This is a genomic window from Bacillus sp. FSL L8-0152, assembly GCF_038006365.1.
GTDB classification, from domain to species: domain Bacteria; phylum Bacillota; class Bacilli; order Bacillales; family Bacillaceae_G; genus Bacillus_A; species Bacillus_A cereus.
Window position 1 is genome coordinate 1,573,239 of the sequence record NZ_JBBOVB010000001.1, and the last position, 25,791, is coordinate 1,599,029.

Below are 25,791 nucleotides of genomic sequence, written 5' to 3' on the forward strand. Positions count from 1 at the left end.
GTTATTTGCACGGTCATAAAAGAAAGCGGTACAATAGAAGATGATGATAAGGTATCGGTGTCATATCCGAACCTTTTGAACAATTACCTACTCTGTAAGAAGAAGTATAAGAAGAAGCATGCTCATTCTAAAGGTTGCGTTCTAACAGTGAGTTGCTTATGATAAATGAACAGAAGAGAATATTTTTTAGAATTAAAGGAGACGTTTATGCAAAAGTTTGAACAAGCTGTTTCATATATTGAAAATGGTGAAGCGGAAAAAGGATTACAATTATTAAAAGAACAATTAAAAATTGCAAATGATGAAGAGAAGTATGATATCGCTCGTTACTATCATACACTTGGATTTACAGATGAGGCATTAGCGATTACTGAAGACTTACGTTTACTGTATCCGGAAGAAAGTGAATTCACTGTATTTTTAGCAGAATTATATATTGATTTAGATAAAGAAGATGAAGCGATTGAAGTACTTCATGATATTCCAGAAAATGACGATTTATATGTTCAATCTTTATTACTTGTTGCAGATTTATTCCAAATGCAAGGTTTTGATGATGTAGCAGAGCAAAAACTATTAAAGGCAAAAGAAATGATGCCTGATGAACCTGTTATTACGTTTGGGTTAGCAGAATTATATAGTAGTAAAGGTGAAGAACAAAAGGCAATTACTTATTATGAATCGCTATTAGCTGAACATAAAGTAATGGGTGGTGTTGTGATCGCACTTCGCCTTGCAGAAACGTTAAGTGCGATTGGAAACTGGGAAGAGGCGATTTCTTATTATGAAGCAGGCCTAGAGGAACAAAAAGATATTCACTCATTATTTGGATATGCCTTCACATTATACCAAGGTGAAGAATATCAGAGAGCAATCGGTGCTTGGCAAGAACTAAAAGAATTAGACCCTGAGTACGCATCACTGTACATGTATTTAGCGAAAAGCTATGAAAAAGAAGGAATGCTTCAAGAAAGCTATGAAACGCTTCATGAAGGAATTAAAGTAGATGAGCTTTCAGTTCCGTTTTATGTAGAGTTAGCGAACATTGCGGCGAAATTAGGAAAAATAGTAGAAGCAGAGGAAGTTCTTCAAAAAGCACTTGAGTTAGACCCAGGGCATTTAGGCGCAACATTAAAATATGCGTATATCTTAAAAGGACAAGAAAAGTACGAAGAGTTAATTGCAATTGTAGAGCGTGCTATTGATAGTGGAGAACCAGATACACAACTACTTTGGGACCTTGCGTATGCAAAAAAACAATTAGAAATGTATTCGGATGCATTAAAACACTATGAAAGTGCATATACTTCTTTTAAGAATCATCCAGACTTCTTAGAAGAATACGGTTATTTCTTATTGGAAGAAGGAAAGCGAAAAGAGGCGAAAGAAGTATTTACCCAGTTATTACAACTAGACCCGACACAAATTCATATTGAAGAGTTGTTATATAATTTAGAGGATTTTTCATAAGTTGGAAGGAAACTGAATGCCGCTTCTTGAATCTAAAAAGAAAAGAGAAAGACAGAGGAGGGACTTAATTGCTATGAATACCCCTGTTTCTGTAAACGAGAAGAAGGATTTTGTAAAATGGTTTTTGAATAATTACCAACTGAAACAGCGTGAATGTGTATGGATTCTGAATTATTTAATGAGTCACGACCAATTGATGCATAAAGTCCACTTCGTAGAGCATGCAAAATATTGTCCGCGTGGCTTAGTGATGTCAGCGAATTGTGTGAAAGACACACCGTTTCACTTTTTTAAACAAAATGTTATGACAACAGATGCTGAAAAATCGTTTCATGATATTCGTTTAAATCGAGATGAAGATATTTATATTCAACTCAACTTTAAATCATCGTTTCAAAATGCGAATTATGTAGCTGTATTAGAAGAAAACCCATATCTACCAAAGCATATTGAAGTAAATGAAAAAGATCGTTTACTTGCAGAAAGGTTTTTGGAAGAAAGTATATTTTCATTTAGGAGAGAACGCCTTTTGAAACAAATTGATGAAGCGTTAGATAAGCAAGATAAGGAAGCGTTTCATAAATTAACGGCCGAGTTAAAGACTTTATAGAATTTATTTGGATTAATAAATTTTTACAAATTTCAGACTTTCACCAAGAAAAACTACCTATATTGGGTAGTTTTTCTTTTTTTACCTCTTTTAGTATGGTTTAATATATATAAAGTGAAAGTTCTGTCATTTGTAAGTGAAGGAGGGAAGGAATTTGAAGTGGAGTGTAAAAGATGTGGAACAGTTTGAACAAGCAAGAGAGTATGTTGATACAGGAGTAATACCGCTTTTATCAATTTCGGCAGCACAAGAAATGAAAATGGTTGTAGAACAAGGTGAATTTATCGAATTGTTGAGCACGGAATTGGAAAGAGAGTATAAAGGAAGAGTGCTTTTACTACCTGCGTTTACGTATTTGGTAGAAAGTCAAAAGAATGAAAAAGGTCGTTTGCAAGAATGGACAAATCATTTACGAAGCGAAGGTTTTAAGCATATTGCTTATGTTACAAGTGATTTTTCATGGAAAGAGGATATGCAAGAGTTACAGGGAGATTTATTTTGGTTTCCTTCATTAGCATTAGAACAATTTAGTGATCAAGCAAAAAGAGAAGTTATTCATGCGCATATAAAAAATATAATGGTGATGTTGGAAGAGAAGTGGGGAAACTCGTAATAAACAGAAAGTTCTTATTATTATGAGTAGTATGATATTGACCTGTGCATGAGCGTATTATATCATGATAGTGTCCTAGTTTTTATTTTTTATATAATTTATCACGAGGGGACAATTTCTGATAGAGGGGGGAAATTTTCGTGAGCGAGAAAGAACATCGCGTGTCAAGAAGACAATTTTTAAATTACACACTCACAGGGGTAGGAGGCTTTATGGCTGCCGGTATTTTAATGCCGATGACGCGATTTGCGCTTGATCCGGTGTTAAGAAAAGAAGCCGGAACAGATATGGTTGCTGTTGCGCAAGTAAAGGATATTACAACAGAGCCGAAGCGTTTCGATTTTAAAGTGAAACAGGTTGATGGTTGGTACAAGTCTGAAGAACCAAAATCGGCGTGGGTTCATAAAGATGAAAGCGGAGACATTGTTGCGTTCTCTCCAGTATGTAAACATTTAGGATGTACAGTTAACTGGAATTCGGACAAAGCACATCCGAATCAATTCTTTTGTCCATGTCACGGGGGTCGTTATACAAAAGATGGGATGAACATTAAAGGTACGCCACCCCTTGCTCCGCTGGATGTGTACGAGTCTAAAGTGAAAGATGGAACGCTGTATCTAGGAAAAGCGAAGCCAAGAGGGGGTGCAAAGTAGATGTTAAATAAAATTTATGATTGGGTAGATGAAAGGTTAGATATTACACCGATATGGCGTGATATCGCTGATCATGAAGTACCTGAACATGTAAACCCGGCACATCACTTTTCTGCATTCGTCTATTGCTTTGGAGGACTTACCTTTTTCGTTACTGTAATTCAAATTTTATCTGGAATGTTTTTGACGATGTATTATGTGCCTGATATTAAAAATGCTTGGGAATCAGTTTACTATTTACAAAATGAAGTTGCTTATGGGCAAATTGTTCGTGGTATGCACCACTGGGGTGCTAGTCTCGTAATTGTAATGATGTTTTTACATACACTCAGAGTTTTCTTCCAAGGTGCGTATAAAAAGCCCCGTGAGTTAAACTGGATTGTTGGTGTTCTTATTTTCTTTGTTATGTTAGGTCTTGGTTTTACCGGATATTTATTACCGTGGGATATGAAAGCTTTATTTGCTACAAAAGTAGGGATTCAAATTGCAGAGCAAACACCTCTCATTGGTCCTTATATTAAAACATTACTCGCTGGTCATTCCGAAATTGTTGGCGCTCAAACATTAACTCGCTTCTTTGCTATTCACGTCTTCTTCTTACCAGCAGCACTTCTAGGTTTAATGGCCTTCCACTTCATCATGATTCGCAAACAAGGTATTTCCGGTCCACTATAAGAGATTGCTAAATTAAAGGGGAAAGAACTAAAGGAGGGAGATTATGCATCGCGGCAAAGGGATGAAGTTTGTAGGAGATTCTCGGGTACCGGTAGCTCGGAAACCAAATATTCCAAAAGACTATTCTGAATACCCAGGGAAAACAGAAGCATTTTGGCCGAACTTCTTGTTAAAAGAATGGATGGTTGGTGCAGTTTTTTTAATCGGTTATTTATGTTTAACAGTGGCGCATCCGTCGCCGCTTGAGAGAATGGCGGATCCAACAGATGCTGGATATATACCACTTCCAGATTGGTATTTCTTATTCTTGTATCAGTTATTAAAGTATTCTTATGCTTCCGGTTCATTTACTGTAATTGGAGCGTTTATTATGCCAGGGATTGCGTTTGGTGCATTACTGTTAGCTCCATTTCTTGATCGAGGTCCAGAAAGACGTCCATTGAAGCGTCCTGTAGCAACTGGATTTATGCTTTTAGCAATTGCATCGATTATCTTTTTAACTTGGGAATCTGTAGCACACCACGACTGGGAAGCTGCAAAGAAACAAGGAGCAATTGTAAAAACCGCGCCAGTTGATAAAAATGATGATGGCTATAAATTAATGCAAAAAAATACTTGTTTAACATGTCATGGTGACAACTTACAGGGCGGGGCGGCAGCACCAGCACTGCAAAACTTAACTTTAAAGCCAGAAGAAATTGCTAAAATTGCGAAAGATGGAAAAGGTTCCATGCCTAAAGGTGTATTTAAAGGTACAGATGAGGAACTGAAGAAGCTTTCGGAATTCGTTGCAAAGTATAATAAAAAATAATAAAAAGCTGACTACAAAATTTGTAGTCAGCTTTTCTATTTAGTTGGATGAAGTTTGTTATAATAGAGTAGGATTTAGTGAATGAATTACTTTGCTTGAAAGGTGTTGGACATACAGATTGGTGTACTTGTATGCAATGTTAAGACAACGCTCGATATTATTATTTTTATTGGTTGTTAACATATTAGGTACAATTTACGGGTTTATATGGTACGGAAATCAACTGAAAGAAACGTCACCTATATTTTGGCCGTTTGTACCAGATAGTCCTATGGCGAGTCTCTTTTTTGTCTTTGTTTTAATTGCTTTTTTGACAAAGAGAAACTGGGGATTAATAGAAGCGCTAGCGATTGTTACTTTAATAAAATATGGTATTTGGGCTGTTGTTGTAAATGCGATTATGATTTACGTAAAAGGTCCTATTGGCCTTATGGGCTACATGTTAATGCTTTCGCACTTTGCGATGGCAGTGCAAGGTGTTTTATATGCTCCATTTTACCGTATAAAAAAATGGCATTTTATAGTAGCGGGTGTGTGGACGTTGCATAACGATGCAATTGATTATTTATTTTGGCAAATGCCACGATATGGAATTATGCATTTGTTTGTAGAGGAAATTGGTTATTTTACGTTTTGGTTAAGCGTTGCTGTACTATGTATTACATATTATTGTTGCTTACGTGAGCACAGGAAACAATTTTCTTTATGATGGTTAGAACATTTAGGGGGAGAACATGGAGAAAAATAAGAGTGGTACAAAAATATTGGATCGATTGATTACTTTAGTTGTTTCATATAGCATAGCATTTTCTATTTTTGCACTCGCAACAACGGCAGTTGTGTATGGAAAATGGCTGTATTATTTTGAAATTGATTTTTTAAATATTCCTGATTTAGCGGATATGACGAAGGATGAAATTAAAAGAAATTACGATGTGCTTATTACATATTTATCCCCGTTTTATGACGGAGCATTACATTTGCCAACATTAGATATGTCTACAAATGGCCGTATTCATTTTGTAGATGTTAAAAATATTTTAGTAAAGATTCAATATGTGATGTATGCGACAATTATGATTGCAGTGATAGGTGGAATTTATTTATTAAAAAAGAAAAATGAAAAGTTTTTACTGCACGGATCGATTTTAACAATCATTTTTCCGATAGCGCTTATGTTACCAATCGCTATTAATTTTGAAAAGAGCTTTGTATTATTCCATAAGCTTTTATTCAGTAATGATTATTGGATGTTTGATATTGAAACGGATCCAGTTATATTAATGCTACCAGAGGAGTTCTTTATGCATGCTGCGTGTGCTATTTTATTATTCATTTTAGGTGGTAGTATACTTTGTTATAGCTTATATAGATATTTCGTAAAAAAGAAAAGGATGTCAAAGAAAAAATTCTCTGCTTAAAGAGAATTTTTTCTTTGTAAAACGATAATATATTTTTCGGTTTAGTTCTGTTCTATTCTTGTCCCAATTAACATATTTTGTACTAGTAGTTATAGGGGGGACCGGGATGAAGAGAACATTAATTGGATTGATAGCATTTCTAATTATAATGTTTCCGTTACGTATATATGCTGAAGAGTGGAATGAGCTAACAGGGTTGTTAGACGACTCGTTACAGTTAGTGAAGCGTAATGAAGATGAAAAAGCGGTACAAGTATTACAACTTTTCTCAGAGCAATTTTTAATGAAGGGGAATGAAAAGAAGCATGAAGTAACACCAGATCAAGTTAGAGTTATTTCTTTAGCTTACGACAAGGCGCAGCAATCGCTCTCTGAAGAAGGTTTAGGTAAGCAAGCTAAAATGGATAATGTGTTGGCATTACAACTTGCTGTTGATGCACAAGTATCGAAATATCAACCACTTTGGATGGAAAGAGAAAGGAAAGTAATGGATGCCTTTTCTCAAATGGAAAAAGCGATGGAAAAAGAAGATGCTGGGCAGTTTCAACAAACATTAAATACATTTTTAAATGAATTCAATATTATTTATCCAAGTTTAATGATTGCTTTGCCAGAAAACGAGGTACAGCGTGTAAATGTTCATTTATCTTATTTGGATGAATTTCGTAACGTTATGTTAAAAACGAAAGGTGGCCAAATGCAATTAGGGATTATTAAAGGGGATTTGCAAAAGATATTTCACACAGTAAAAAAGGATGAAATTGCACCTTCTCTCATTTGGTTTATGACAATTACTGGGGGACTTATTTTATTCACATTAACTTATGTTGGATGGAGAAAGTATAAAGGAGAGAGAGAAAAAAGAAAAAGTAATGTGCATTCTAAAAATAGATAATGTAATAAGTAAAGATATGGATTGTAAGGTTTATTCATTGACAATAGTGGCAGAAGAAAATAGAATGAGAAGTACTATAATTAAAACTTCAATGGAGGTTCATGATGTTTTATTTAATTTACTTCGCGATCATAATGATCATACCGTTGTATGCACAGTCAAGAGTACGAAGTGCCTATAGCAAGTATTCACAAGTTTATTCAACATCAGGTATGACAGGAGCGGAAGTGGCTCGAAAAATTTTAGATGAAAATGGATTATACAATGTAGCTGTGGAAGAAACACCAGGTCATTTATCAGACCATTATGATCCAACGGCCAAGACGGTTCGATTATCAACAGATAACTATTATGGACATTCAGTTGCTGGTACAGCAGTGGCAGCACATGAAGTAGGACACGCAATTCAAGATGCGCAAGATTATAACTTTATGCGTATTCGTCATTCGTTAGTTCCTGTGGCGAATTTTGGATCGAATATATCATGGGTATTTATTATGATTGGTATATTTGCGACAATGTCGAAACTATTGTTATTAGGAATTATTTTAATGGCTGCAGGTGTTGTGTTCCAACTTGTTACATTACCAGTTGAGTTCGATGCTTCAAAGCGTGCAATGCAACAAATTGAAGCGTTAGGTATCGTATCAACAGATGAATATGGCCAAGCTCGTAAAGTATTAAATGCAGCAGCATTAACATATGTAGCAGCTGCAGCTGTAGCGGTATTTGAATTATTACGTCTCGTATTAATGTATACTGGTATGCAGCGTAGCGACGACTAAAGACTATCAATTTTGATAGTCTTTTTTTGTTGTGTGGATTGAATTATATAATGTATTACAAATAGAAATAATAGAAGTAATGCGGAAAGGCGGTGGGGGAAATGAAATATCCAGACCATTTAGTAAAACAAGTGAAAGAGCGTAGTGCTCCTTATCAACTAGAAGGTTTTTTAAGTGGACAAGGTCCTGAAAATCCCAAATTTATGTTGTTAGGAGAAGCGCCTGGTGAAACAGAAATTCATAATGGGATTCCGTTTAGCGGGAGGTCGGGAAAACAATTAATGGGTTTTTTAGAGCGTATTCACGTTACGAGGGAAGAAGTATATATTACGAGCGCTGTTCGGAGTAGACCTTATAAATGGCGAGAGAAAAAAGAACGAAATGGTGAAAGCATACAAAAAAAGTATAATAGAACGCCAAATCAAGGAGAAATAGTTGCCCATGCGCCTTTGTTAGATTATGAATTAGAGAAAATAGATCCGAGGCTTATCGTCACACTTGGAAATATTGGTCTTCAACGTTTAACAGGAAAAAATAAAAAAATCACAGATGTACACGGGCAATTATTAAAACAGCCCATTCAAAAATTAAAGGATATGCAAAGTGCAGAGTTTACATGGTCAGAGAATGAATATCATGTTTTTCCAACTTTTCATCCAGCTTCCATTTTTTATAATCGGAGTTTATTGGAGCTTATTTATGAGGATTTGGAGAAGCTTAAAAGACTTGTAATAAAAAACTAGAAAAGCTAAGGCGCTTTTCTAGTTACATTTAATTATGTAAAGGGTTTTTATTTTCATCTAACGTAAATCCTTCACCAACTACATCATGTACGTCACTTACTGCAACAAATGCATGAGGATCTACAGAAGTAATAATATTTTTTAATTTCACGATTTCATTTTTAGCAACAACGCAATACAATACGTTCCGTTCCACTTTTGTATACGATCCAACAGCTTTTAAAAAGGTTGCTCCGCGCTCCATCTCAGATAAAATCTTAGCAGCAATTTCATCGTTTTTCTCTGAGATAATAGTCGCTCCTTTGGCGGCATAGGCTCCTTCTTGCATAAAATCAATGACTTTAGCCCCGATAAAAACAGCAACTAACGTATACATACCCTCGCGGTATGATAAATAGGTAAGAATAGAGACGACGATAACGACAGCATCGAACATAAACATCGTTTTACCCATACTCCAGCCAACATATTTGTGAGCTAGTCGTGCGATAATATCTACACCGCCAGTAGTCCCGCCATATTTAAATATTATCCCAAGGCCGATACCGATAAATGCTCCGGCGAATAAAGCTGCGAGTGTCATATCATTTTGCAAGTTTAAATGTAAGTTGAGCACTTCGTAACGCTGGAAAATCCATAGAAATAAAGATACGCTAAATGTGCCGATTAATGTATATAAAAATGTCGTTCTGCCAAGTAACCTCCAACCAATAAAAAATATAGGGATATTTAAAATTAAGTTTGAGTAGGAAGGATCAAACTTAAATAAAAAATACAATAATAGTGTAATACCAGTAAACCCACCTTCTGCAAGGTGGTTTTCAATATTGATATTGACAATACCGAAAGAAAATATAGCGGAACCGATTAAAATAAAAATAATATTTCGCATCTTCAATTTTGATGTCATATAGAAATCCCCCTAATTATGTAATGATTACATTGCTCCGCTGAAACGGTAAAACATAATAATAAGTAATTTCTAGTTGCTAGTGAAAATAGTAAGAACTCGATTAGTATGGGCTAATCTTTTGCAAAAAGCGCAAAAGAAAGTTTCACTTTACCCCGTTCCAACGGCTGGTAGGAGATAAAGCTCTGAAGAAAGGCGAACCAGCCGTAGGAACCCGATTGGTTCAACTAATCTTTTGCAAAAAGCGCAAAAGAAAGTTTCACTTTATTATAGTCTATCCAAAAAAGGGTCGCAAATAGGTGTTTGGCGGGGAATAATATTTGTCAAATCGCGATGAATTGGCTAACATGAAAGAGGAAGGATTAGAGGTGAATAGTATGGAAGCAAAAACGATGAAAGATATGCAGAAAGAAGTAGATGCATATATTGGTCAGTTTAAAGAAGGTTATTTCAGTCCGCTTGCAATGATGGCTCGTTTAACGGAAGAAATGGGAGAGCTTGCGAGAGAGGTAAATCATTATTATGGTGAGAAACCGAAGAAAACAACTGAAAAAGAAAGAAGTATTGAAGAAGAGCTTGGAGATGTATTATTTGTTATGATTTGTATGGCAAATAGTTTAAATATTGATTTAGAGACAGCACATAACATTGTAATGAATAAATTTAATACACGTGATAAAGATCGCTGGACACGTATTGATGAGGGAGAGAAAGAATAATGAAAGAAATTAAAGTAATTATCGCCGGACCAAGAGGACGTATGGGACATGAAGCAGTCCTTCTTATGGAAAGAACGGAACATTTTAATTTAGTAGCAGCAGTGGATTATAAGCATGGTGGTGAGAAGATTTCTGATTTACCTGGCATGCCAGCATTACATGCACCGATTTACGCTGATTTACATACTTGTTTAGATGAAGTAGAAGCAGATGTGTTGTTAGATTTAACAACACCAGAAGTTGGGAAACAACACGTTACACTTGCAGTTGAGCGTGGACTTCGTTCTGTTATTGGTACAACTGGATTTACAGAAGAAGAATTGGCACGTTTAACAGAGAATGCAAAAGAAAAAGCAGTAGGAACAATTATTGCTCCAAACTTTGCAATTGGTGCAGTTCTTATGATGAAATTCTCACAAATGGCAGCGAAATATTTCCAAGATGTTGAGGTAATTGAATTACATCATGATCAAAAATTAGACGCACCATCTGGTACAGCTGTAAAAACGGTAGAATTAATTCGTCAAAATCGTGAATCAAAGCAGCAAGGTCATCCAAATGAAGTAGAGCAACTAGCAGGTGCACGTGGTGCAAATGTAGACGGTATTCACATTCATAGTGTACGTTTACCAGGGCTTATTGCACACCAAGAAGTAATGTTTGGTGGAGATGGACAAATGTTAACAGTTCGTCATGATTCATTCAATCGTGCATCATTTATGTCAGGTGTAAAACTATCAATCGAGACAGTAATGAACCTTGATCATCTTGTGTACGGTTTAGAAAATATTATCGACTAAAGGGGAGACAACGGATGAAAATTGCCTTAATCGCACATGACAAAAAGAAAAATGATATGGTTTCGTTTGCATACGCATATAAACCAATTTTTGAGCAACATGAATTATTTGCAACAGGAACGACAGGGCTTCGTATTATGGAAGCGACTGGATTAGTTGTAACAAGATATCAATCTGGCCCTCTTGGTGGAGATCAAGAAATTGGTGCAATGATTGCAAAAAACGATTTAGATATGGTGATTTTCTTCCGCGATCCATTAACAGCACAGCCGCATGAACCTGATGTGAATGCATTGCTTCGTTTATGTGATGTATATGCGATTCCACTTGCAACGAATATGGCAAGTGCTGAAATGTTGATGCACGCATTAGAGCGAGGAGATTTAGATTATCGTAAGTTAAGAAAATGAGGGGAACAATTATGAGTGGATTACATATATTAGCGTTTGGTGCTCATGCCGATGATGTTGAAATCGGCATGGCTGGTACCATCGCTAAATATACAAAGCAAGGGTATGAAGTAGGTATTTGTGATTTAACAGAAGCTGATCTTTCTTCCAATGGAACGATAGAGTTGAGAAAAGAAGAAGCAGAGGTCGCAGCTCGTATAATGGGAGTAAAAACGAGGCTGAATTTAGCGATGCCAGACCGTGGTTTGTATATGAAAGAAGAGTATATACGTGAAATTGTCAAGGTGATCCGTACATATAAACCAAAACTAGTTTTTGCGCCATACTATGAAGATCGTCATCCAGATCATGCAAATTGTGCAAAGCTTGTGGAAGAGGCTATTTTTTCAGCAGGAATCCGTAAATATATGCCGGAACTTTCACCACATCGTGTGGAGTCTTTTTATAATTATATGATTAATGGTTTTCATAAACCGAATTTTTGTATAGATATAAGTGAGTACCTCTCTATAAAGGTGGAAGCATTAGAAGCATATGAAAGTCAATTTTCAACAGGAAGTGATGGTGTTAAGACACCGTTAACAGAAGGATACGTTGAAACTGTGATTGCTCGTGAGAAGATGTTTGGAAAAGAAGTTGGAGTCTTGTATGCCGAGGGATTTATGAGTAAGAAACCGGTTTTATTACATGCTGATTTATTAGGGGGATGTAAATGAAATTAAAAATAGGTATTACATGTTATCCTTCTGTAGGTGGTTCTGGAGTTGTTGGAACAGAATTAGGAAAGCAATTGGCGGAACGCGGGCATGAAATTCACTTTATTACATCGGGTTTACCATTCCGGTTAAATAAAGTATATCCAAACATATATTTTCATGAAGTGACGGTAAGCCAGTACTCTGTATTTCAATATCCACCATACGATTTAGCGTTAGCAAGTAAAATGGCAGAGGTTGCACAAAGAGAAAACTTAGACATTTTACATGTGCATTACGCAATACCACATGCAATTTGTGCATATTTAGCAAAACAAATGATCGGAGAGCGTATTAAAATTGTTACAACCTTGCATGGAACAGATATTACTGTGTTAGGTTCCGACCCTTCGTTAAATAATTTAATTCGTTTTGGTATTGAGCAATCGGATGTTGTTACTGCTGTCTCGCATTCATTAATTAACGAAACGCATGAGCTTGTAAAACCAAGTAAAGAAATTCAAACGGTATATAACTTTATAGACGAACGTGTATATTTCAAACGTAATATGTCTCAATTAAAGAAAGAATACGGTATAAGTGAGAGTGAAAAAGTACTTATTCATATTTCGAATTTCCGTAAAGTGAAACGTGTGCAGGATGTTGTTGAGGCATTTGCTAAAATTGTTAAAGAAGTAGATGCGAAGTTGCTTCTTGTTGGAGACGGACCAGAATTCTGTACGATTTTACAGATAGTGAAGAATTTACATATTGAAGATCGTGTTTTATTCCTAGGGAAGCAAGATAATGTTGCAGAACTACTTGCGATGAGTGATTTAATGTTGCTTCTATCAGAGAAGGAAAGTTTTGGTCTTGTTTTATTAGAAGCAATGGCGTGTGGTGTACCTTGTATCGGAACACGGGTTGGAGGTATTCCAGAGGTTATTCAACACGGGGAAACAGGATATTTATGTGAAGTTGGCGATACAACAGGAGTGGCAAATCAAGCTACTCAGCTATTAAAGGACGAGGAACTTCACCGTAATATGGGAGAACGAGCAAGAGAAAGTGTTTATGAGCAATTTCGCTCAGAAAAAATTGTTTCACAATATGAAACGATTTACTATGACGTACTAAGGGATGACAAAAATGGAAAGATTTAAAAAAGCTAGTTCTATTATTGAGACATTAAAACAACAAGGACATGAGGCTTACTTTGTTGGTGGGAGCGTACGAGATCTTATTATCGATAGGCCGATTGGAGATATTGATATTGCGACATCTGCTTTACCAGAAGAAGTGATGGCTATATTCCCAAGAAATGTTCCTGTTGGTCTTGAGCATGGAACTGTAATTGTTTTAGAAAATGGTGAGCCTTATGAGGTAACTACTTTTCGAACAGAAAGCGAATATGAAGATTTTCGAAGACCTAGTAGTGTTCAATTTGTTCGTTCATTAGAAGAGGATTTAAAACGTCGTGATTTCACGATGAATGCAATTGCTATGACAGAAGAAGGCGAAATGGTTGATTTATTTGCTGGACAGGAAGCCATTCAACAGAGAGAAATTGTGACAGTTGGAAATGCTGCGGATCGTTTTCAAGAAGATGCCCTGCGAATGATGCGTGGTATACGGTTTGTAAGCGCGTTAGGTTTTTCATTAGAAACGAAAACGAAGCAAGCGATTGAAACGTATGGACATTTGCTAGAACATATAGCAATTGAGCGCATTACAGTAGAGTTTGAGAAATTGTTAACTGGTACATATTGTGTGAAAGGTCTCAAAGAATTAGTAGAGACGAAGCTATTTTCTCATTTGCCATATTTACAAATGTCAGAAGAGAGACTGTTAAAAGCTACGCAGTATAAATGGGATTCTTTCGAAACGGATATTGAGGCGTGGGCATTTTTCTTATATTGTATCGGAGAAGAACATCCATCTGTCTTTCTACGTCAATGGAAGTTTTCGAATAAAAAAATAAAAGATATTGTTGCAGTTTTATTGGCAATCCGTACTAGAAAGGAGAAGGATTGGGATACAGTCCTTCTTTATAAAACGGGAATTTATATCGCTGAAATGGCAGAGAGAGTATATGAAGCGATGATTGAAAGCTATGATCCTACATCTGTTAAACGAGTACAATCAATGTTTCATGCATTGCCAATCCAGGGTCGTCAAGAAATGAATGTGACTGGTAATGATTTATTAAACTGGGCAAACAAAAAGCCTGGTCCGTGGGTTGCTGACATGCTTCAGAAAATCGAGGAAGCAATTGTAAAAGGAAACGTAGTTAATGAGAAAGAGCGTATAAGGGAGTGGCTGCAAGGATGCAATCTACTATAAGAAAGCAGTTATTACAAGTTTTTTCTGAAGCGGATGGCGAGTTTGTATCCGGCCAAACGATTAGTGATAAACTTGGTTGTTCAAGAACTGCTGTGTGGAAACATATGGAAGATCTCCGGAGTGAGGGATATGAACTTGAAGCTGTGCGCCGATTAGGTTACCGAATTGCAAGTAAGCCAGACAAAGTGACTGCTAATGAAATTCAGTTAGGGCTACAAACGAAGCGAATTGGTAGAACAGTGTATTTTGAAGAAACTGTTGAATCAACGCAGCACATTGCAGCAAAACTTGCTTATGAAGGTGCAGAAGAAGGAACTATCGTTGTAGCAGAAGAACAAACAGCGGGAAGAGGTCGTTTAAGCAGAAAATGGCATTCACCAAAAGGAACAGGAATTTGGATGAGTATTATTTTACGCCCATCGATTCCAGTTCATCATGCACCGCAACTTACTTTGTTAGCGGCTGTTAGTGTTGCACAGGCAATTGAAAAATGTACAGGTGTAGACGTGGGAATAAAATGGCCAAATGACATTTTAATTCAAGGTAAAAAGGCTGTAGGTATATTAACAGAAATGCAAGCGGATCCTGATAAAATTAATGCTGTCATTATGGGCATCGGTATTAATGCGAATCAAAAGCAAGAACATTTTGATGAAGAAATTCAGCACATTGCTACTTCATTAGCGATTGAATCAGGTAAGCCGATTGTTCGTGCAGAACTTATGCAACAAATCTATTTACAACTAGAAAAATTATATGAAGAGTATTTACAAAATGGTTTCTCTGTCATTAAAATTCTTTGGGAAAGTTACGCTGTGAGCATCGGGAAAGAAATTACCGCTCGAACGATGAGAGAGACGATTACGGGGTTAGCAAAAGGAATCACAGAGGATGGTGTATTACTTCTGGAGGATCATGAGGGGAAAGTACATCATATTCATTCTGCAGATATCGAAATTAAGTAAAAGAAGTTCCTCTTTTGGAACTTCTTTTTATTTCAATATTTTTGAGTTAAATTTGTAACATGATAATAAATCCTTTTCATATTTAAAGTTCATTTCAAGATATCTTCCGTCTAGTTGGCCTGGCGTGTTATTTGACGATTACTTTGCCTTCCATTCCTTTAAGGAGATGGTATCGACAAATTAATTCATATGTACCAGTATTTTTAGGTTTCACGGTAATATTCTTTTCTTTTCCTGACTCAACTACGACGTCAATGCCGAGTTTTTTCACTGTAAAGGTGTGCTCGTTTTTACCTTTATTTTTCAATAGTAATGTTGTTGATCCTTCAAGCGGAATCGTGATGACATTTGGATTAAAGTAATCATCATTTAGTTCAACCTCAATCACGTTCATTACATCGGTGGGTTGTGTTACGACATTAACTGAGGCAAATACATGAAAGGATCCTAAAGACATCCACCATACAATCATTACAAGCAAACTGCTGAATCGAAATAACCACCTGTTCATAGACATCTGCAATTCTCCTTTGTTAAGTACTTTTCCTCAATTAACCTGCATCATTAGTTTAAGAGTTATACTATACAGTTAAATTGATTACAGAAGAAATTAACTTGGAATTTTTTAACATGCGTTGAAAAAACATGTATCTTTTCAGGATTGAATTATCTATAAAAACTTTATCCCGCTATTTACTGGGCAATAAGACCTCCACCTCAAAATTCAGCGGAAGCAAAGAAGTTAGGTGGGGATCGGGCTGATTAAAGTTTCACTTTCTAGCATATATACTCTCTTATTAAATTTCATATACCGTAATAAGAATAAAAAATTATTTTTTCAAAAAAATGTAGTAATTCCCTTTTGTAGTTTGCTATAATTAGTTCGAATGTGGGCAGTATCAGAGCGAACTGCACCATGATTCGAAGTAATACGAAAAATAATAACTTGGATTCTGCCTTGATCCAATAACGGACTGGGACAGAGGGATGAATAATGCCGACTAACACACAACCCTTCTGCCCTTTTATGGCCAGAGGGGTTTTTTATATGATTGCGGCCATCTCCTCTCTCCTGCATAAAGGAGGAGTAGTTTTTGAAAACAAAAACAGATTTTTTGAAGATGAAAGAGCAAGGTGAGCCGATTACAATGCTAACGGCGTATGATTATCCATCTGCTAAATTAGCAGAAGAAGCTGAAGTTGATATGATTTTAGTTGGAGATTCTCTTGGAATGGTTGTACTCGGATACGATTCAACAGTACCTGTAACAGTAGAGGATATGATTCATCATACGAAAGCTGTACGCCGCGGAGCGAAAGAGACGTTTATTGTAACTGATATGCCATTTATGTCGTATCACGTATCATTACAAGAAACGATGGTGAATGCACGCCGCATCGTTCAAGAGAGCGGGGCGCATGCACTGAAGGTAGAAGGTGCTGGAGAAGTTATATCAACGATTCAATATTTGACGAACGCAGGAATTCCTGTTGTAGCGCATTTAGGTTTAACCCCTCAATCTGTAGGAGTGTTGGGTGGATATAAAGTGCAAGGAAAAGATGCGGAGAGTGCAAAGAAATTAATAGAAGATGCAAAGAAATGTGAAGAAGCTGGTGCAATAGCGCTTGTGTTAGAATGTGTACCAATGCAGTTAGCAGAACTTATTTCAGAGCAACTAACAATACCGACAATTGGGATTGGTGCAGGACAAAAAGTAGATGGGCAAGTGCTTGTTTATCATGATCTTATCTCATACGGCGTGAATCGTGTGCCGAAATTTGTAAAGCAATATACATCTGTTCAAGAGGAGATTGTGCGTGGGATTTCACAATATGTTACTGAAGTAAAGACAAGGCAATTTCCTGAAGAAAAACATTCGTTCACAATGAAAGAGGAAGAATGCTTAGCGTTATACGGAGGAAAACAATAATGAAAATCGTAACTACAGTGCAAGAGATGCAGCAAATTACAAACGAACTTCGTGCAAGTGGAAAGAGTATTGGTTTTGTTCCAACGATGGGTTATTTACATGAAGGGCATGCTACCTTATTACGTAAGGCAAGAGAAGAAAATGAAATTGTAGTTTTAAGTGTATTTGTAAACCCGCTGCAATTTGGCCCAAATGAAGATTTAGATCGATATCCTCGTGATATTAATAGAGATGAAAATGTAGCAAAAGAAAACGGTGTAGATTATTTATTTTATCCGAGTGTAGAAGAAATGTATCCAGCAGAACAAACAACAACAGTAGAAGTTGTGAAGCGCACGAACGTATTATGCGGTCAACAAAGACCTGGTCATTTTGCTGGTGTTGCAACTGTACTAATGAAACTATTTAATATTACGCTGCCAACGCGTGCTTATTTCGGTATGAAAGATGCTCAACAAGTTGCAGTAATTGAAGGATTTGTAACTGATTTCAATATTCCGGTTACAATCGTACCAGTTGATATTGTAAGGGAAGAAGATGGATTAGCGAAAAGTTCTCGTAACGTGTACCTATCACAAGATGAACGTGAAGAGGCTCTTCATTTATACCGCAGCCTATGTATAGCGAAAGAAAGAATTGAGGTAGGTGAACGTAATCCGGAAATCATTACAAATCTTGTGAAAGAGTATATTGAGACGCATACGAAAGGCACTGTAGATTATGCGGATTTATATGCATATCCGTCATTAACAATGGTAGAGAAAGTCGAAGGACGAATCATTTTAGCTATTGCAGTTAAGTTTGAAAATGTAAGATTAATTGACAATATAACATTAACGGTTAAATAAGGGGGAGCACCTATGTTTCGCACAATGATGAGAGCAAAGTTACATCGTGCAACTGTAACGGAGGCAAATTTAAATTATGTAGGTAGTATTACAATTGATGAAGATTTAATGGATGCAGTAAATATTGTAGAAAACGAAAAAGTCCAAATTGTAAATAATAATAATGGTGCTCGTTTAGAGACATACGTTATTAAAGGGGAACGCGGTAGTGGTGTTGTTTGTTTAAACGGTGCTGCGGCAAGGCTTGTACAACCAGGGGACAAAGTAATTATTATTTGTTATGGGCTAGTTACGGAAGAAGAGGTTCATAAACAAGAACCCAAAATTGCAGTACTAGACGATAATAATCAAATTATTGAAATGTTAGGTGCTGAAAAAGCGGGTACGATATTATAAGTAGAAAGGCTATCTCCATTGCGGAGATAGCTTTTTTGTGCATCTTTTCATTAAGATGAGATAAAACGTGGTATAGTAACATTATATAAATTATTGTTGTTTGAAAGGTAAGAAATTGAGGTGTTACATATATGAGTAAGCGTTATGTCGTTGTTGATTTAGAGACGACAGGGAACTCCTGGAAAGATGGGAAGGATAAAATTACCCAAATTGCAGCTGTTGTAGTAGAAGATGGAGAGATATTGGAGATTTTTTCGTCTTTTGTTAACCCAAAGAGAGAGATCCCACCATTTATTACAGAATTAACAGGGATTGATGAAAGTCTTGTAAAACAAGCCCCGTTATTTCAAGATGTAGCCCCGATGATTGTTGAGCTATTACAAGGTGCGGCTTTCGTTGCGCATAATGTTCACTTTGATTGGAATTTTTTAAATGAAGAATTAAGACAGGCTGGATATACAGAAATACATTGTCCTAAAATCGACACGGTTGAATTGGCTCAAATTCTTTTGCCGACAGCTGATAGTTATAAATTACGTGATTTAGCTAAGAAGCATGAACTAGAACATGATCAACCACATCGTGCGGATAGTGATGCTCTTGCAACAGCGGAATTATTTTTACAATTTTTAAATGAAATTGAAAAGTTACCACTTGTCACGTTGCAATCGCTTTATGAATTAAGCGATGTGTTCCAAAGTGATATAGCTGATGTGCTTTCTGAAAATATTTTAAAGAAAGTAATGAATGGTAAAGAAGATATAGCGGAGTATGAAATACATCGAAATATTGCGCTGAAAAAGCGGAACTATTCCTTAAACCTTGGAGAAACGTGTTCATCAAAGTTTGATGCTTTCTTGAATAAAACGATGGATAAATTGGAATCACATATGCCAAAGTTTGAAAGAAGAGAAAGTCAACAACTGATGATGAAAGAGATATATACGGCGTTAAGAGATTCTCGTTTTTCACTAATTGAAGCCGGTACAGGAACAGGAAAGACTCTTGCATATTTGCTTCCTAGTCTTTATTTTGCAAAGAGAAAAGAAGAACCTGTCATTATAAGTACACAAACGGTACAACTCCAACAACAAATATTAGAAAAAGAAATACCGTTATTACAAAAAATAATGCCATTTTCATTTGAGGTAGCTCTTCTTAAAGGAAGAAAGCATTATCTTTGCTTACACAAATTTGAGTATGCTTTACAAGAGGAAGAAAAAAATTATGATATGGCACTTACGAAGGCGAAGATTTTAGTTTGGCTATTGCAAACTGAAACGGGTGATCAAGACGAATTAAATATTCCTGAGGGCGGAAAGTTACTTTGGAATCGTATTTGTAGTGATGCGTATAGTCCAGGCGGTATGCAAAGTAATTGGTTTAGTCGTTGTTTTTACCAGCGAGCGAAGAATAAAGCTTTATTTGCAGATATCGTTATCACAAATCATGCGTTATTATTTCAAGATTTTTCAAGTGAAGAACCGCTGTTTGCTTCATGCGAACATATTATTTTTGATGAAGCTCACCATATTGAAGAAGCTGCGAGTAGAACATTGGGTGAACAGTTCTCTTGTATGTATTTTCAATTGGTTATATCTCGTCTTGGGACGCTAGAAACAGAAGATGTACTCTCCAAAGTATATAAAATGATGAAAAAATCAGAGCAAGCATCTCGTTCAACTTTCCGTATGATAAGTTATAGTTTGAAGGAACTTAAGTTTGATGCGGATGAACTCTTCCAAATGTTACGTACTTTTATATTTAAACAAACAAAGCAAGAACAAGGAACGAATAATATGCCGCTCATCTATAGGTATAACGCAGAACTAGAAAAAGGTAAGTTGTGGGATAGTATCGTTGAATTAACAAATCGTTTTATATATGAATTAAGAAGGGTAGTAACTGCTCTTGAGAAGCAAGTGGATATATTGCAAAGTAAGTTAGAATGGGAGATGCATGTTGTAACAGGTGAATTTATGCATTTAATTGAGTTGCTGAGAAAGATGGCAGAATCATTACAGTTACTCGTATTAGAAAAGAATTCGTATGTAACTTGGATGGAGACTGAAACGAAAGGGACGATTCATTCAACAGTTCTATATGCACAGCCTGTTCATATTGGTGAAAGATTTGCTGATGAATTTTTAACAGAAAAAAAGAGTGTTATTTTTACATCCGCAACACTAACAGTTAACGATACGTTTGATTATATAAAAGAGGAACTTGGTTTACATGATTTCGCTCCAAATACTTTAAAGGTTCCATCGCCATTTCGTTATGATGAACAAATGAAATTAATGGTTTCAACGGATGTACCTTTTATTAAGCAAGTAAGTAATGAGCGATATATTGAATCTGTATCGGAACATATTGCAAAGATAGCGAAAGCCACAAAGGGCAGAATGCTTGTTTTATTCACTTCGTATGAAATGTTAAAAGAAGTGTATGCGAATTTAAAAAATAATGATGAATTAGAGGGTTATTTATTACTCACACAAAGTGTGAATAATAGAAGTCGAAGCCGTTTAATTCGAAAGTTTCAAGAGTTCGACAAATCAATTTTATTAGGGACGAGCAGTTTCTGGGAAGGGATAGATATTCCAGGAGATGCCTTAAGTTGTCTTGTTATTGTCCGTCTACCATTTACGCCGCCTCATCAGCCGATGATGGAAGCGAAAGGTGAGTGGCTAAAAAATCAAGGTGAGGATGTATTCGCTAAATTAGCGCTGCCACAAGCAATATTACGTTTCAAACAAGGATTCGGCCGCTTAATTCGAACGAATACAGATACAGGAACGGTAGTAGTGTTAGATCGTCGTTTGACGAGTTCTTCCTATGGAAAACGATTTCTACAATCGATCCCTAACGTACCTCTTTATGAAGGACCATTAGAAGAATTATTAGTACAATTAGAAGAACCATCAAATGAATAAAAATGGAAGAAAAATACGCCTGAAGTACTTATAAACTTCAGGCGTAAAAAATGTGGGTAGGAGGAATTTTATTTTTCTTACTTCTTGTATACAAAATGTGTTGGTTTTCGACTTGAAACCTTTTTTTGCTGTACATGTCCTGCTATAATAGATGGGTGATGAAGCAGGGGGTGTAAAGAATGTACTCTTATTGTAACCGCATTGCGTTCTTCTATAATTAGAAATTTTTGTGTAACGGAGGAGTTTTTTCATGGAGAAGAAAATCGAAGTACTATCAACGACGCGTATTAAATATTCGTCTGATTTGTATAAAATTGTTGATAGTTTGAATCGTACGTTAAAAGAGCAGGACCTCATGTTCGGACTAGCATTAGACGAAAAAGATAAAGAAACAGCTGTATTTACGATTTACAGAACGTAGTGATACAATGAAAAAGTGGATCTTTGCAATCATTATTGTTATCGTTGCTAGCGGAATATATGGGGCGTATGTTTATAATAAAGCAATGGGGAAGAAAATTCCAAAAGAGTCGAAATTTGTAGAAATTGCTAAAGAAAAAGCAAAGCTTACAAAGGTGAAATCTGTTGATTATTACAACGGAAAATCTGCATATATAGTCGTGCAAGGTACAGATGAAAAGGGAGAACAACTTATCGTTTGGGTGCCGGAGAAAAAAGGGGATACTGTAGTCAGGAAAAAGAGCGAAGGTATTTCTGAAAAAGAGGCTATACAAAGAACATTAGAACAAGTCGGCAATGAAAGTAAGGAATCAAAAAGTAAGCCGAAAGAGATTATGAAAGTGAAATTAGGCTTTGAAAATGATGTACCACTATGGGAAGTTACATATATTGATGATGACAATCGTTATAGTTATTACTATCTTGAATTTAAAGATGGAAAATTTTTAAGACGATATAGCATTGAAAAATAGATGTAGGGGGAACTACAAATGAAATTAGCAAAGCGAGTAGCTGCTTTAACACCGTCTTCAACTTTAGAAATTACAGCAAAGGCACAAGCATTAAAAGCAGAGGGTCATGATGTAATTGGATTAGGGGCAGGGGAACCTGACTTTAATACACCAGAGCATATTATGGATGCTGCACATAAAGCGATGTTAGAAGGGCATACGAAGTATACACCAACAGGTGGATTACAATCGTTAAAACAAGAAATTGTGAAGAAATTTACTCGCGATCAAGGTATTGCGTATGATCCATCTGAAATTATTGTATGTAATGGCGCAAAGCATGCATTATATACATTATTCCAAGTATTACTTGATGAGGGAGATGAAGTTATCATTCCAACTCCTTACTGGGTAAGCTATCCAGAGCAAGTAAAGCTTGCTGGCGGTAAGCCGGTTTATGTAGAAGGTTTAGAAGACAATGAGTACAAAATTACAGCAAAGCAGCTGCGTGAGGCAATTACAGAGAAAACGAAAGCAGTTATTATTAATTCACCGAGCAATCCAACAGGAATGATTTATAGCAAAGAAGAATTACAACAGCTTGGAGAAGTATGTTTAGAACATGATATTTTAATCGTTTCTGATGAAATTTATGAAAAATTAATTTATGGTGGCGTAGAATATACTTCAATTGCCCAGCTTTCTAATGCATTAAAAGAACAAACACTTATTATTAATGGTGTATCTAAATCTCATTCTATGACAGGATGGCGTATTGGATATGCAGCAGGAAATAAGCAGCTTATTAAAGCGATGACGAACTTAGCGAGTCATAGTACGTCAAACCCTACTTCAATCGCTCAATACGGCGCAATTGCGGCATATGCAGGCTCACAAGAACCTGTGGAAACAATGCGTCAAGCCTTTGAAGAGAGATTAAACATCATTTATGATAAATTAATTCAAATCCCTGGCTTTACTTGTATTAAACCGCAAGGTGCATTTTACTTATTCCCTAACGTAAAAGAAGCTGTAGCTTTATCAGGATATGCAACAGTTGATGATTGGGCAAAGGCTCTATTAGAAGAGGAAAAAGTGGCTCTTGTACCAGGTACAGGATTTGGTGCTCCAAATAATGTTCGTTTATCATATGCGACATCTCTTGAACAAGTAGAGAAAGCATTAGAACGTATCCATACATTTATGAAAAGTAAAGTGCAAGCTTAATTTTATATTTCATTCATGTAATATAAAAAACCTCCCTATTGATGGGGAGGTTTTTTTGACGAATTGTGGCAAAAAGAAATAGCTAAAGGTGTGTTATACTAGAGAGCGAGGTGTTTGGTGATGAAAAAGAAAATGATGCTACAGTGGTTTGAGCAGGGAAGCATTGCAATTCCAAAATTGCTTATGATGCATTATAAAAAATTAGGTTTAAATGAGACGGAATTTATGGTTGTACTTCATGTACACACATTTTTAGAATCAGGTAATTCGTTTCCGACTCCTTCAGAGATTTCTGAACGGATGACGATAACGGAAATGAAATGTATGGAAGTAATTCAAGCGTTGATTCAAAAAGGTTTTTTATCACTAGAAGGTGGACAAAGATCAGAAGCGATGATGTGCGAAAGTTATTCTTTACAACCGTTATGGGAAAAAATATTACATTTCTTAATGGATGAATCAATAGAGGAAGAGCAAAAAGAAAAAAAACAGCTGCAAGTAAATTTATATACAGTATTTGAAAAAGAATTTGGAAGACCACTTTCGCCGTTCGAATGTGAAACGTTAGGAATGTGGGAGGACCAAGATCAACATCATCCAAATTTAATTCAAGCAGCTCTTAGAGAAGCTGTAATGAGTGGGAAACTAAATTTCCGATATATTGATCGTATTTTATTTGAGTGGAAAAAGAATGGAATTAAAACGGTAGATCAGGCTCAAAATCAAGGTCAAAAATTTAGAGCGAATCAACAAAGAGCACAACAAATGACAAAACAAGAGACGAAATTTACTGGAAAAGTGCCTTTTTATAATTGGTTGGAGCAGTAATATAGGAGGAGAAATATGCTTAACAAAACGCAAATCCGTTATTGTTTAGACACAATGGCGGATATGTATCCAGAAGCGCATTGTGAATTGGTTCATGATAATCCATTTGAACTTGTAATCGCGGTGGCGTTATCTGCACAATGTACAGATGTACTTGTAAATAAAGTGACAAGAAATTTATTTCAAAAATATAAAACACCAGAAGATTATTTAAGTGTTTCTCTAGAAGAATTACAACAAGATATACGCTCTATCGGATTGTATAGAAATAAAGCAAAAAACATTCAAAAATTATGCCGAATGTTATTAGATGACTATAATGGGGAGGTACCGAGCGATCGAGATGAACTTACGAAATTACCCGGTGTAGGAAGGAAAACAGCGAATGTTGTAGTTTCCGTAGCGTTTGGGATTCCTGCAATTGCTGTTGATACACATGTGGAGCGAGTGAGTAAACGATTAGCGATTTGTAGATGGAAAGATTCTGTGTTAGAAGTAGAAAAAACGTTAATGAAGAAAGTACCGATGGATGAGTGGGGGGTTACGCATCATCGTATGATTTTCTTTGGACGTTATCATTGTAAAGCACAACGACCGCAATGTGAGGAGTGCAGACTGTTAGAAGTATGTCGTGAAGGAAAGAAGCGAATGAAGGTGAAATAAGGGATGGAGCGAGTTATAGAAATACCGAAAGAATTTCACTGCTTACCATTTTTTAAAGAAAGCGTAAATTCAATTGAGTATCATACAGACGAGTCTTTTGAAGAAATAATACAAAATACTTACTTTATATTTGATATTGAAAGACAGTATGAGCCATGGAAGGAAATTGAAAACAGTATTCCAGCGATGTTGAATGTATGGAAAAATAAGCATGAAGACATTGCTATACGGTTTCGAAATAGAAATAAGCAAGAGGCTGAGGGGCCAATGATTCTTTTTGCAGCTCACTTGTTATCGGTTGTCTATTGGCTAAATGAGCAACCTGTTCATAGTTTGAATGAAATGCAAATAAATACGAATAAATTAAAAGTGCAACCTGTTAATTTTATGGAAAGATATTCATTCATAATAAAGAAACCGAGTAATTATCATTCTTATATTCAATTAGCGCAGTTGTATATCGAAATAGAAAAGCTATATGTAAAGAAAATGATAACAAAAAAGAAGTCCGCTTCTCGTTAAGAGAAACGGAC

General features: G+C 36.0%; 30 protein-coding genes. 28 read left to right on the forward strand and 2 right to left on the reverse strand.

The features are described from left to right. Nucleotides 1–207: 207 nt before the first annotated feature. The 11 genes from MHH27_RS08055 (at nucleotide 208) to MHH27_RS08105 (ending at nucleotide 8,676) form a co-directional block, all read left to right on the forward strand. Nucleotides 208–1,470: a tetratricopeptide repeat protein gene (locus MHH27_RS08055; protein ID WP_001168673.1), complete on the forward strand. Its 1,263-nt coding sequence runs from the start codon at nucleotides 208–210 to the stop codon at nucleotides 1,468–1,470. Nucleotides 1,471–1,543: 73 nt separating this feature from the next. Beyond that, nucleotides 1,544–2,080: a ReoY family proteolytic degradation factor gene (locus MHH27_RS08060; protein ID WP_340944815.1), complete on the forward strand. Its 537-nt coding sequence runs from the start codon at nucleotides 1,544–1,546 to the stop codon at nucleotides 2,078–2,080. A gap of 154 nt (nucleotides 2,081–2,234) precedes the next feature. Next, on the forward strand, nucleotides 2,235–2,693 hold the full coding sequence (locus tag MHH27_RS08065) for a YpiF family protein (protein WP_000872170.1): 459 nt from the start codon (nucleotides 2,235–2,237) through the stop codon (nucleotides 2,691–2,693). A gap of 140 nt (nucleotides 2,694–2,833) precedes the next feature. Next, nucleotides 2,834–3,346 carry a menaquinol-cytochrome c reductase iron-sulfur subunit gene (qcrA, locus tag MHH27_RS08070; RefSeq protein ID WP_001290420.1) on the forward strand — a complete coding sequence of 171 codons (513 nt, stop codon included), beginning with the start codon at nucleotides 2,834–2,836 and terminating at the stop codon, nucleotides 3,344–3,346. After that, entirely contained in the window at nucleotides 3,347–4,021 is a 675-nt protein-coding gene (qcrB, locus tag MHH27_RS08075) for a menaquinol-cytochrome c reductase cytochrome b subunit (protein ID WP_000932700.1), read from the forward strand. 43 nt (nucleotides 4,022–4,064) lie between these two features. Next, complete coding sequence (gene qcrC / locus MHH27_RS08080) at nucleotides 4,065–4,832, forward strand: menaquinol-cytochrome c reductase cytochrome b/c subunit (RefSeq protein ID WP_000554601.1); 768 nt, start codon at nucleotides 4,065–4,067, stop codon at nucleotides 4,830–4,832. 118 nt (nucleotides 4,833–4,950) lie between these two features. Then, complete coding sequence (locus MHH27_RS08085) at nucleotides 4,951–5,541, forward strand: DUF1405 domain-containing protein (RefSeq protein ID WP_142316410.1); 591 nt, start codon at nucleotides 4,951–4,953, stop codon at nucleotides 5,539–5,541. A 25-nt stretch (nucleotides 5,542–5,566) separates the two neighbouring features. Then, complete coding sequence (lit, locus tag MHH27_RS08090) at nucleotides 5,567–6,253, forward strand: lipoprotein intramolecular transacylase Lit (RefSeq protein WP_000414374.1); 687 nt, start codon at nucleotides 5,567–5,569, stop codon at nucleotides 6,251–6,253. A gap of 106 nt (nucleotides 6,254–6,359) precedes the next feature. After that, the gene (ypjB, locus tag MHH27_RS08095; protein WP_000831589.1) at nucleotides 6,360–7,148 is read left to right on the forward strand and encodes a sporulation protein YpjB; all 789 of its coding nucleotides are present in this window, start codon (nucleotides 6,360–6,362) and stop codon (nucleotides 7,146–7,148) included. A gap of 101 nt (nucleotides 7,149–7,249) precedes the next feature. After that, nucleotides 7,250–7,933, forward strand: a complete 684-nt coding sequence (locus MHH27_RS08100; RefSeq protein WP_011109966.1) for a zinc metallopeptidase — start codon at nucleotides 7,250–7,252, stop codon at nucleotides 7,931–7,933. A 101-nt stretch (nucleotides 7,934–8,034) separates the two neighbouring features. Beyond that, the gene (locus MHH27_RS08105; protein ID WP_075716826.1) at nucleotides 8,035–8,676 is read left to right on the forward strand and encodes a uracil-DNA glycosylase; all 642 of its coding nucleotides are present in this window, start codon (nucleotides 8,035–8,037) and stop codon (nucleotides 8,674–8,676) included. Nucleotides 8,677–8,704: 28 nt separating this feature from the next. Here MHH27_RS08105 and MHH27_RS08110 read toward each other — a convergent pair whose 3' ends face one another. After that, entirely contained in the window at nucleotides 8,705–9,586 is an 882-nt protein-coding gene (locus tag MHH27_RS08110) for a YitT family protein (RefSeq protein ID WP_000202121.1), read from the reverse strand. A gap of 377 nt (nucleotides 9,587–9,963) precedes the next feature. On the opposite strand from MHH27_RS08110, the gene MHH27_RS08115 reads away from it, so the two are divergent. From MHH27_RS08115 to MHH27_RS08145, 7 genes are read left to right on the forward strand one after another with little or no spacing between them, the layout of a single operon-like run. After that, a complete protein-coding gene (locus MHH27_RS08115) occupies nucleotides 9,964–10,305 on the forward strand; it encodes a nucleotide pyrophosphohydrolase (RefSeq protein WP_002108639.1) in 342 nt (113 codons plus the stop codon). Continuing rightward, on the forward strand, nucleotides 10,305–11,105 hold the full coding sequence (gene dapB, locus MHH27_RS08120; protein WP_000658810.1) for a dihydrodipicolinate reductase: 801 nt from the start codon (nucleotides 10,305–10,307) through the stop codon (nucleotides 11,103–11,105). Before MHH27_RS08115 ends, dapB begins: the two co-directional genes overlap by 1 nt. A 14-nt stretch (nucleotides 11,106–11,119) precedes the next feature. Next, on the forward strand, nucleotides 11,120–11,515 hold the full coding sequence (gene mgsA / locus MHH27_RS08125; RefSeq protein ID WP_000684765.1) for a methylglyoxal synthase: 396 nt from the start codon (nucleotides 11,120–11,122) through the stop codon (nucleotides 11,513–11,515). 11 nt (nucleotides 11,516–11,526) lie between these two features. Beyond that, the gene (gene bshB1 / locus MHH27_RS08130; protein ID WP_000015660.1) at nucleotides 11,527–12,231 is read left to right on the forward strand and encodes a bacillithiol biosynthesis deacetylase BshB1; all 705 of its coding nucleotides are present in this window, start codon (nucleotides 11,527–11,529) and stop codon (nucleotides 12,229–12,231) included. Next, nucleotides 12,228–13,373: an N-acetyl-alpha-D-glucosaminyl L-malate synthase BshA gene (gene bshA / locus MHH27_RS08135; protein ID WP_000768317.1), complete on the forward strand. Its 1,146-nt coding sequence runs from the start codon at nucleotides 12,228–12,230 to the stop codon at nucleotides 13,371–13,373. The genes bshB1 and bshA overlap by 4 nt, the downstream gene beginning before the upstream one ends. Then, nucleotides 13,360–14,553, forward strand: a complete 1,194-nt coding sequence (locus MHH27_RS08140; RefSeq protein ID WP_000439311.1) for a CCA tRNA nucleotidyltransferase — start codon at nucleotides 13,360–13,362, stop codon at nucleotides 14,551–14,553. The genes bshA and MHH27_RS08140 overlap by 14 nt, the downstream gene beginning before the upstream one ends. Then, the gene (locus MHH27_RS08145; RefSeq protein ID WP_001192056.1) at nucleotides 14,538–15,518 is read left to right on the forward strand and encodes a biotin--[acetyl-CoA-carboxylase] ligase; all 981 of its coding nucleotides are present in this window, start codon (nucleotides 14,538–14,540) and stop codon (nucleotides 15,516–15,518) included. Before MHH27_RS08140 ends, MHH27_RS08145 begins: the two co-directional genes overlap by 16 nt. A gap of 127 nt (nucleotides 15,519–15,645) precedes the next feature. Here the strand turns inward: MHH27_RS08145 and MHH27_RS08150 are convergent, their stop codons facing one another. Beyond that, nucleotides 15,646–16,035 carry a cupredoxin domain-containing protein gene (locus tag MHH27_RS08150; protein ID WP_075716822.1) on the reverse strand — a complete coding sequence of 130 codons (390 nt, stop codon included), beginning with the start codon at nucleotides 16,033–16,035 and terminating at the stop codon, nucleotides 15,646–15,648. 577 nt (nucleotides 16,036–16,612) lie between these two features. On the opposite strand from MHH27_RS08150, the gene panB reads away from it, so the two are divergent. The 10 genes from panB to MHH27_RS08200 all read left to right on the forward strand — a co-directional run bounded on the left by panB (nucleotide 16,613) and on the right by MHH27_RS08200 (nucleotide 25,780). Next, a complete protein-coding gene (panB, locus tag MHH27_RS08155; RefSeq protein ID WP_000851108.1) occupies nucleotides 16,613–17,449 on the forward strand; it encodes a 3-methyl-2-oxobutanoate hydroxymethyltransferase in 837 nt (278 codons plus the stop codon). After that, a complete protein-coding gene (gene panC, locus MHH27_RS08160) occupies nucleotides 17,449–18,297 on the forward strand; it encodes a pantoate--beta-alanine ligase (protein ID WP_075716821.1) in 849 nt (282 codons plus the stop codon). Before panB ends, panC begins: the two co-directional genes overlap by 1 nt. Before the next feature lie 12 nt (nucleotides 18,298–18,309). Beyond that, nucleotides 18,310–18,693: an aspartate 1-decarboxylase gene (gene panD, locus MHH27_RS08165; protein WP_000490186.1), complete on the forward strand. Its 384-nt coding sequence runs from the start codon at nucleotides 18,310–18,312 to the stop codon at nucleotides 18,691–18,693. A 131-nt stretch (nucleotides 18,694–18,824) separates the two neighbouring features. After that, nucleotides 18,825–21,629, forward strand: coding sequence for an ATP-dependent DNA helicase DinG (gene dinG / locus MHH27_RS08170; protein WP_340942168.1), 2,805 nt, complete (start codon nucleotides 18,825–18,827; stop codon nucleotides 21,627–21,629). 250 nt (nucleotides 21,630–21,879) lie between these two features. Further along, nucleotides 21,880–22,050, forward strand: coding sequence for a YpmA family protein (locus MHH27_RS08175; protein WP_000412179.1), 171 nt, complete (start codon nucleotides 21,880–21,882; stop codon nucleotides 22,048–22,050). Between the two features lie 7 nt (nucleotides 22,051–22,057). Beyond that, a complete protein-coding gene (locus MHH27_RS08180) occupies nucleotides 22,058–22,561 on the forward strand; it encodes a cell wall elongation regulator TseB-like domain-containing protein (protein WP_000758740.1) in 504 nt (167 codons plus the stop codon). Between the two features lie 18 nt (nucleotides 22,562–22,579). Continuing rightward, entirely contained in the window at nucleotides 22,580–23,767 is a 1,188-nt protein-coding gene (aspB, locus tag MHH27_RS08185; protein ID WP_000761571.1) for an aspartate transaminase AspB, read from the forward strand. A gap of 120 nt (nucleotides 23,768–23,887) precedes the next feature. Next, nucleotides 23,888–24,595 carry a DNA replication protein DnaD gene (gene dnaD, locus MHH27_RS08190; RefSeq protein ID WP_000728542.1) on the forward strand — a complete coding sequence of 236 codons (708 nt, stop codon included), beginning with the start codon at nucleotides 23,888–23,890 and terminating at the stop codon, nucleotides 24,593–24,595. 15 nt (nucleotides 24,596–24,610) lie between these two features. Then, nucleotides 24,611–25,258 carry an endonuclease III gene (gene nth / locus MHH27_RS08195; RefSeq protein WP_000933035.1) on the forward strand — a complete coding sequence of 216 codons (648 nt, stop codon included), beginning with the start codon at nucleotides 24,611–24,613 and terminating at the stop codon, nucleotides 25,256–25,258. A 3-nt stretch (nucleotides 25,259–25,261) separates the two neighbouring features. Further along, entirely contained in the window at nucleotides 25,262–25,780 is a 519-nt protein-coding gene (locus MHH27_RS08200; protein WP_075716819.1) for a YpoC family protein, read from the forward strand. Nucleotides 25,781–25,791 lie beyond the last annotated feature (11 nt).

Bases quoted from the DNA above. Each gene is read 5' to 3' on its own strand.
- MHH27_RS08055 (WP_001168673.1), top strand. From the start codon at position 208: ATGCAAAAGTTTGAACAAGCTGTTTCATATATTGAAAATGGTGAAGCG.
- MHH27_RS08060 (WP_340944815.1), top strand. From the start codon at position 1,544: ATGAATACCCCTGTTTCTGTAAACGAGAAGAAGGATTTTGTAAAATGG.
- qcrB (WP_000932700.1), top strand. From the start codon at position 3,347: ATGTTAAATAAAATTTATGATTGGGTAGATGAAAGGTTAGATATTACA.
- qcrC (WP_000554601.1), top strand. From the start codon at position 4,065: ATGCATCGCGGCAAAGGGATGAAGTTTGTAGGAGATTCTCGGGTACCG.
- lit (WP_000414374.1), top strand. From the start codon at position 5,567: ATGGAGAAAAATAAGAGTGGTACAAAAATATTGGATCGATTGATTACT.
- ypjB (WP_000831589.1), top strand. From the start codon at position 6,360: ATGAAGAGAACATTAATTGGATTGATAGCATTTCTAATTATAATGTTT.
- MHH27_RS08100 (WP_011109966.1), top strand. From the start codon at position 7,250: ATGATGTTTTATTTAATTTACTTCGCGATCATAATGATCATACCGTTG.
- MHH27_RS08105 (WP_075716826.1), top strand. From the start codon at position 8,035: ATGAAATATCCAGACCATTTAGTAAAACAAGTGAAAGAGCGTAGTGCT.
- MHH27_RS08110 (WP_000202121.1), bottom strand. From the start codon at position 9,586: ATGACATCAAAATTGAAGATGCGAAATATTATTTTTATTTTAATCGGT.
- MHH27_RS08115 (WP_002108639.1), top strand. From the start codon at position 9,964: ATGGAAGCAAAAACGATGAAAGATATGCAGAAAGAAGTAGATGCATAT.
- dapB (WP_000658810.1), top strand. From the start codon at position 10,305: ATGAAAGAAATTAAAGTAATTATCGCCGGACCAAGAGGACGTATGGGA.
- mgsA (WP_000684765.1), top strand. From the start codon at position 11,120: ATGAAAATTGCCTTAATCGCACATGACAAAAAGAAAAATGATATGGTT.
- bshB1 (WP_000015660.1), top strand. From the start codon at position 11,527: ATGAGTGGATTACATATATTAGCGTTTGGTGCTCATGCCGATGATGTT.
- bshA (WP_000768317.1), top strand. From the start codon at position 12,228: ATGAAATTAAAAATAGGTATTACATGTTATCCTTCTGTAGGTGGTTCT.
- MHH27_RS08140 (WP_000439311.1), top strand. From the start codon at position 13,360: ATGGAAAGATTTAAAAAAGCTAGTTCTATTATTGAGACATTAAAACAA.
- MHH27_RS08145 (WP_001192056.1), top strand. From the start codon at position 14,538: ATGCAATCTACTATAAGAAAGCAGTTATTACAAGTTTTTTCTGAAGCG.
- MHH27_RS08150 (WP_075716822.1), bottom strand. From the start codon at position 16,035: ATGTCTATGAACAGGTGGTTATTTCGATTCAGCAGTTTGCTTGTAATG.
- panC (WP_075716821.1), top strand. From the start codon at position 17,449: ATGAAAATCGTAACTACAGTGCAAGAGATGCAGCAAATTACAAACGAA.
- panD (WP_000490186.1), top strand. From the start codon at position 18,310: ATGTTTCGCACAATGATGAGAGCAAAGTTACATCGTGCAACTGTAACG.
- dinG (WP_340942168.1), top strand. From the start codon at position 18,825: ATGAGTAAGCGTTATGTCGTTGTTGATTTAGAGACGACAGGGAACTCC.
- MHH27_RS08175 (WP_000412179.1), top strand. From the start codon at position 21,880: ATGGAGAAGAAAATCGAAGTACTATCAACGACGCGTATTAAATATTCG.
- MHH27_RS08180 (WP_000758740.1), top strand. From the start codon at position 22,058: ATGAAAAAGTGGATCTTTGCAATCATTATTGTTATCGTTGCTAGCGGA.
- aspB (WP_000761571.1), top strand. From the start codon at position 22,580: ATGAAATTAGCAAAGCGAGTAGCTGCTTTAACACCGTCTTCAACTTTA.
- dnaD (WP_000728542.1), top strand. From the start codon at position 23,888: ATGAAAAAGAAAATGATGCTACAGTGGTTTGAGCAGGGAAGCATTGCA.
- nth (WP_000933035.1), top strand. From the start codon at position 24,611: ATGCTTAACAAAACGCAAATCCGTTATTGTTTAGACACAATGGCGGAT.
- MHH27_RS08200 (WP_075716819.1), top strand. From the start codon at position 25,262: ATGGAGCGAGTTATAGAAATACCGAAAGAATTTCACTGCTTACCATTT.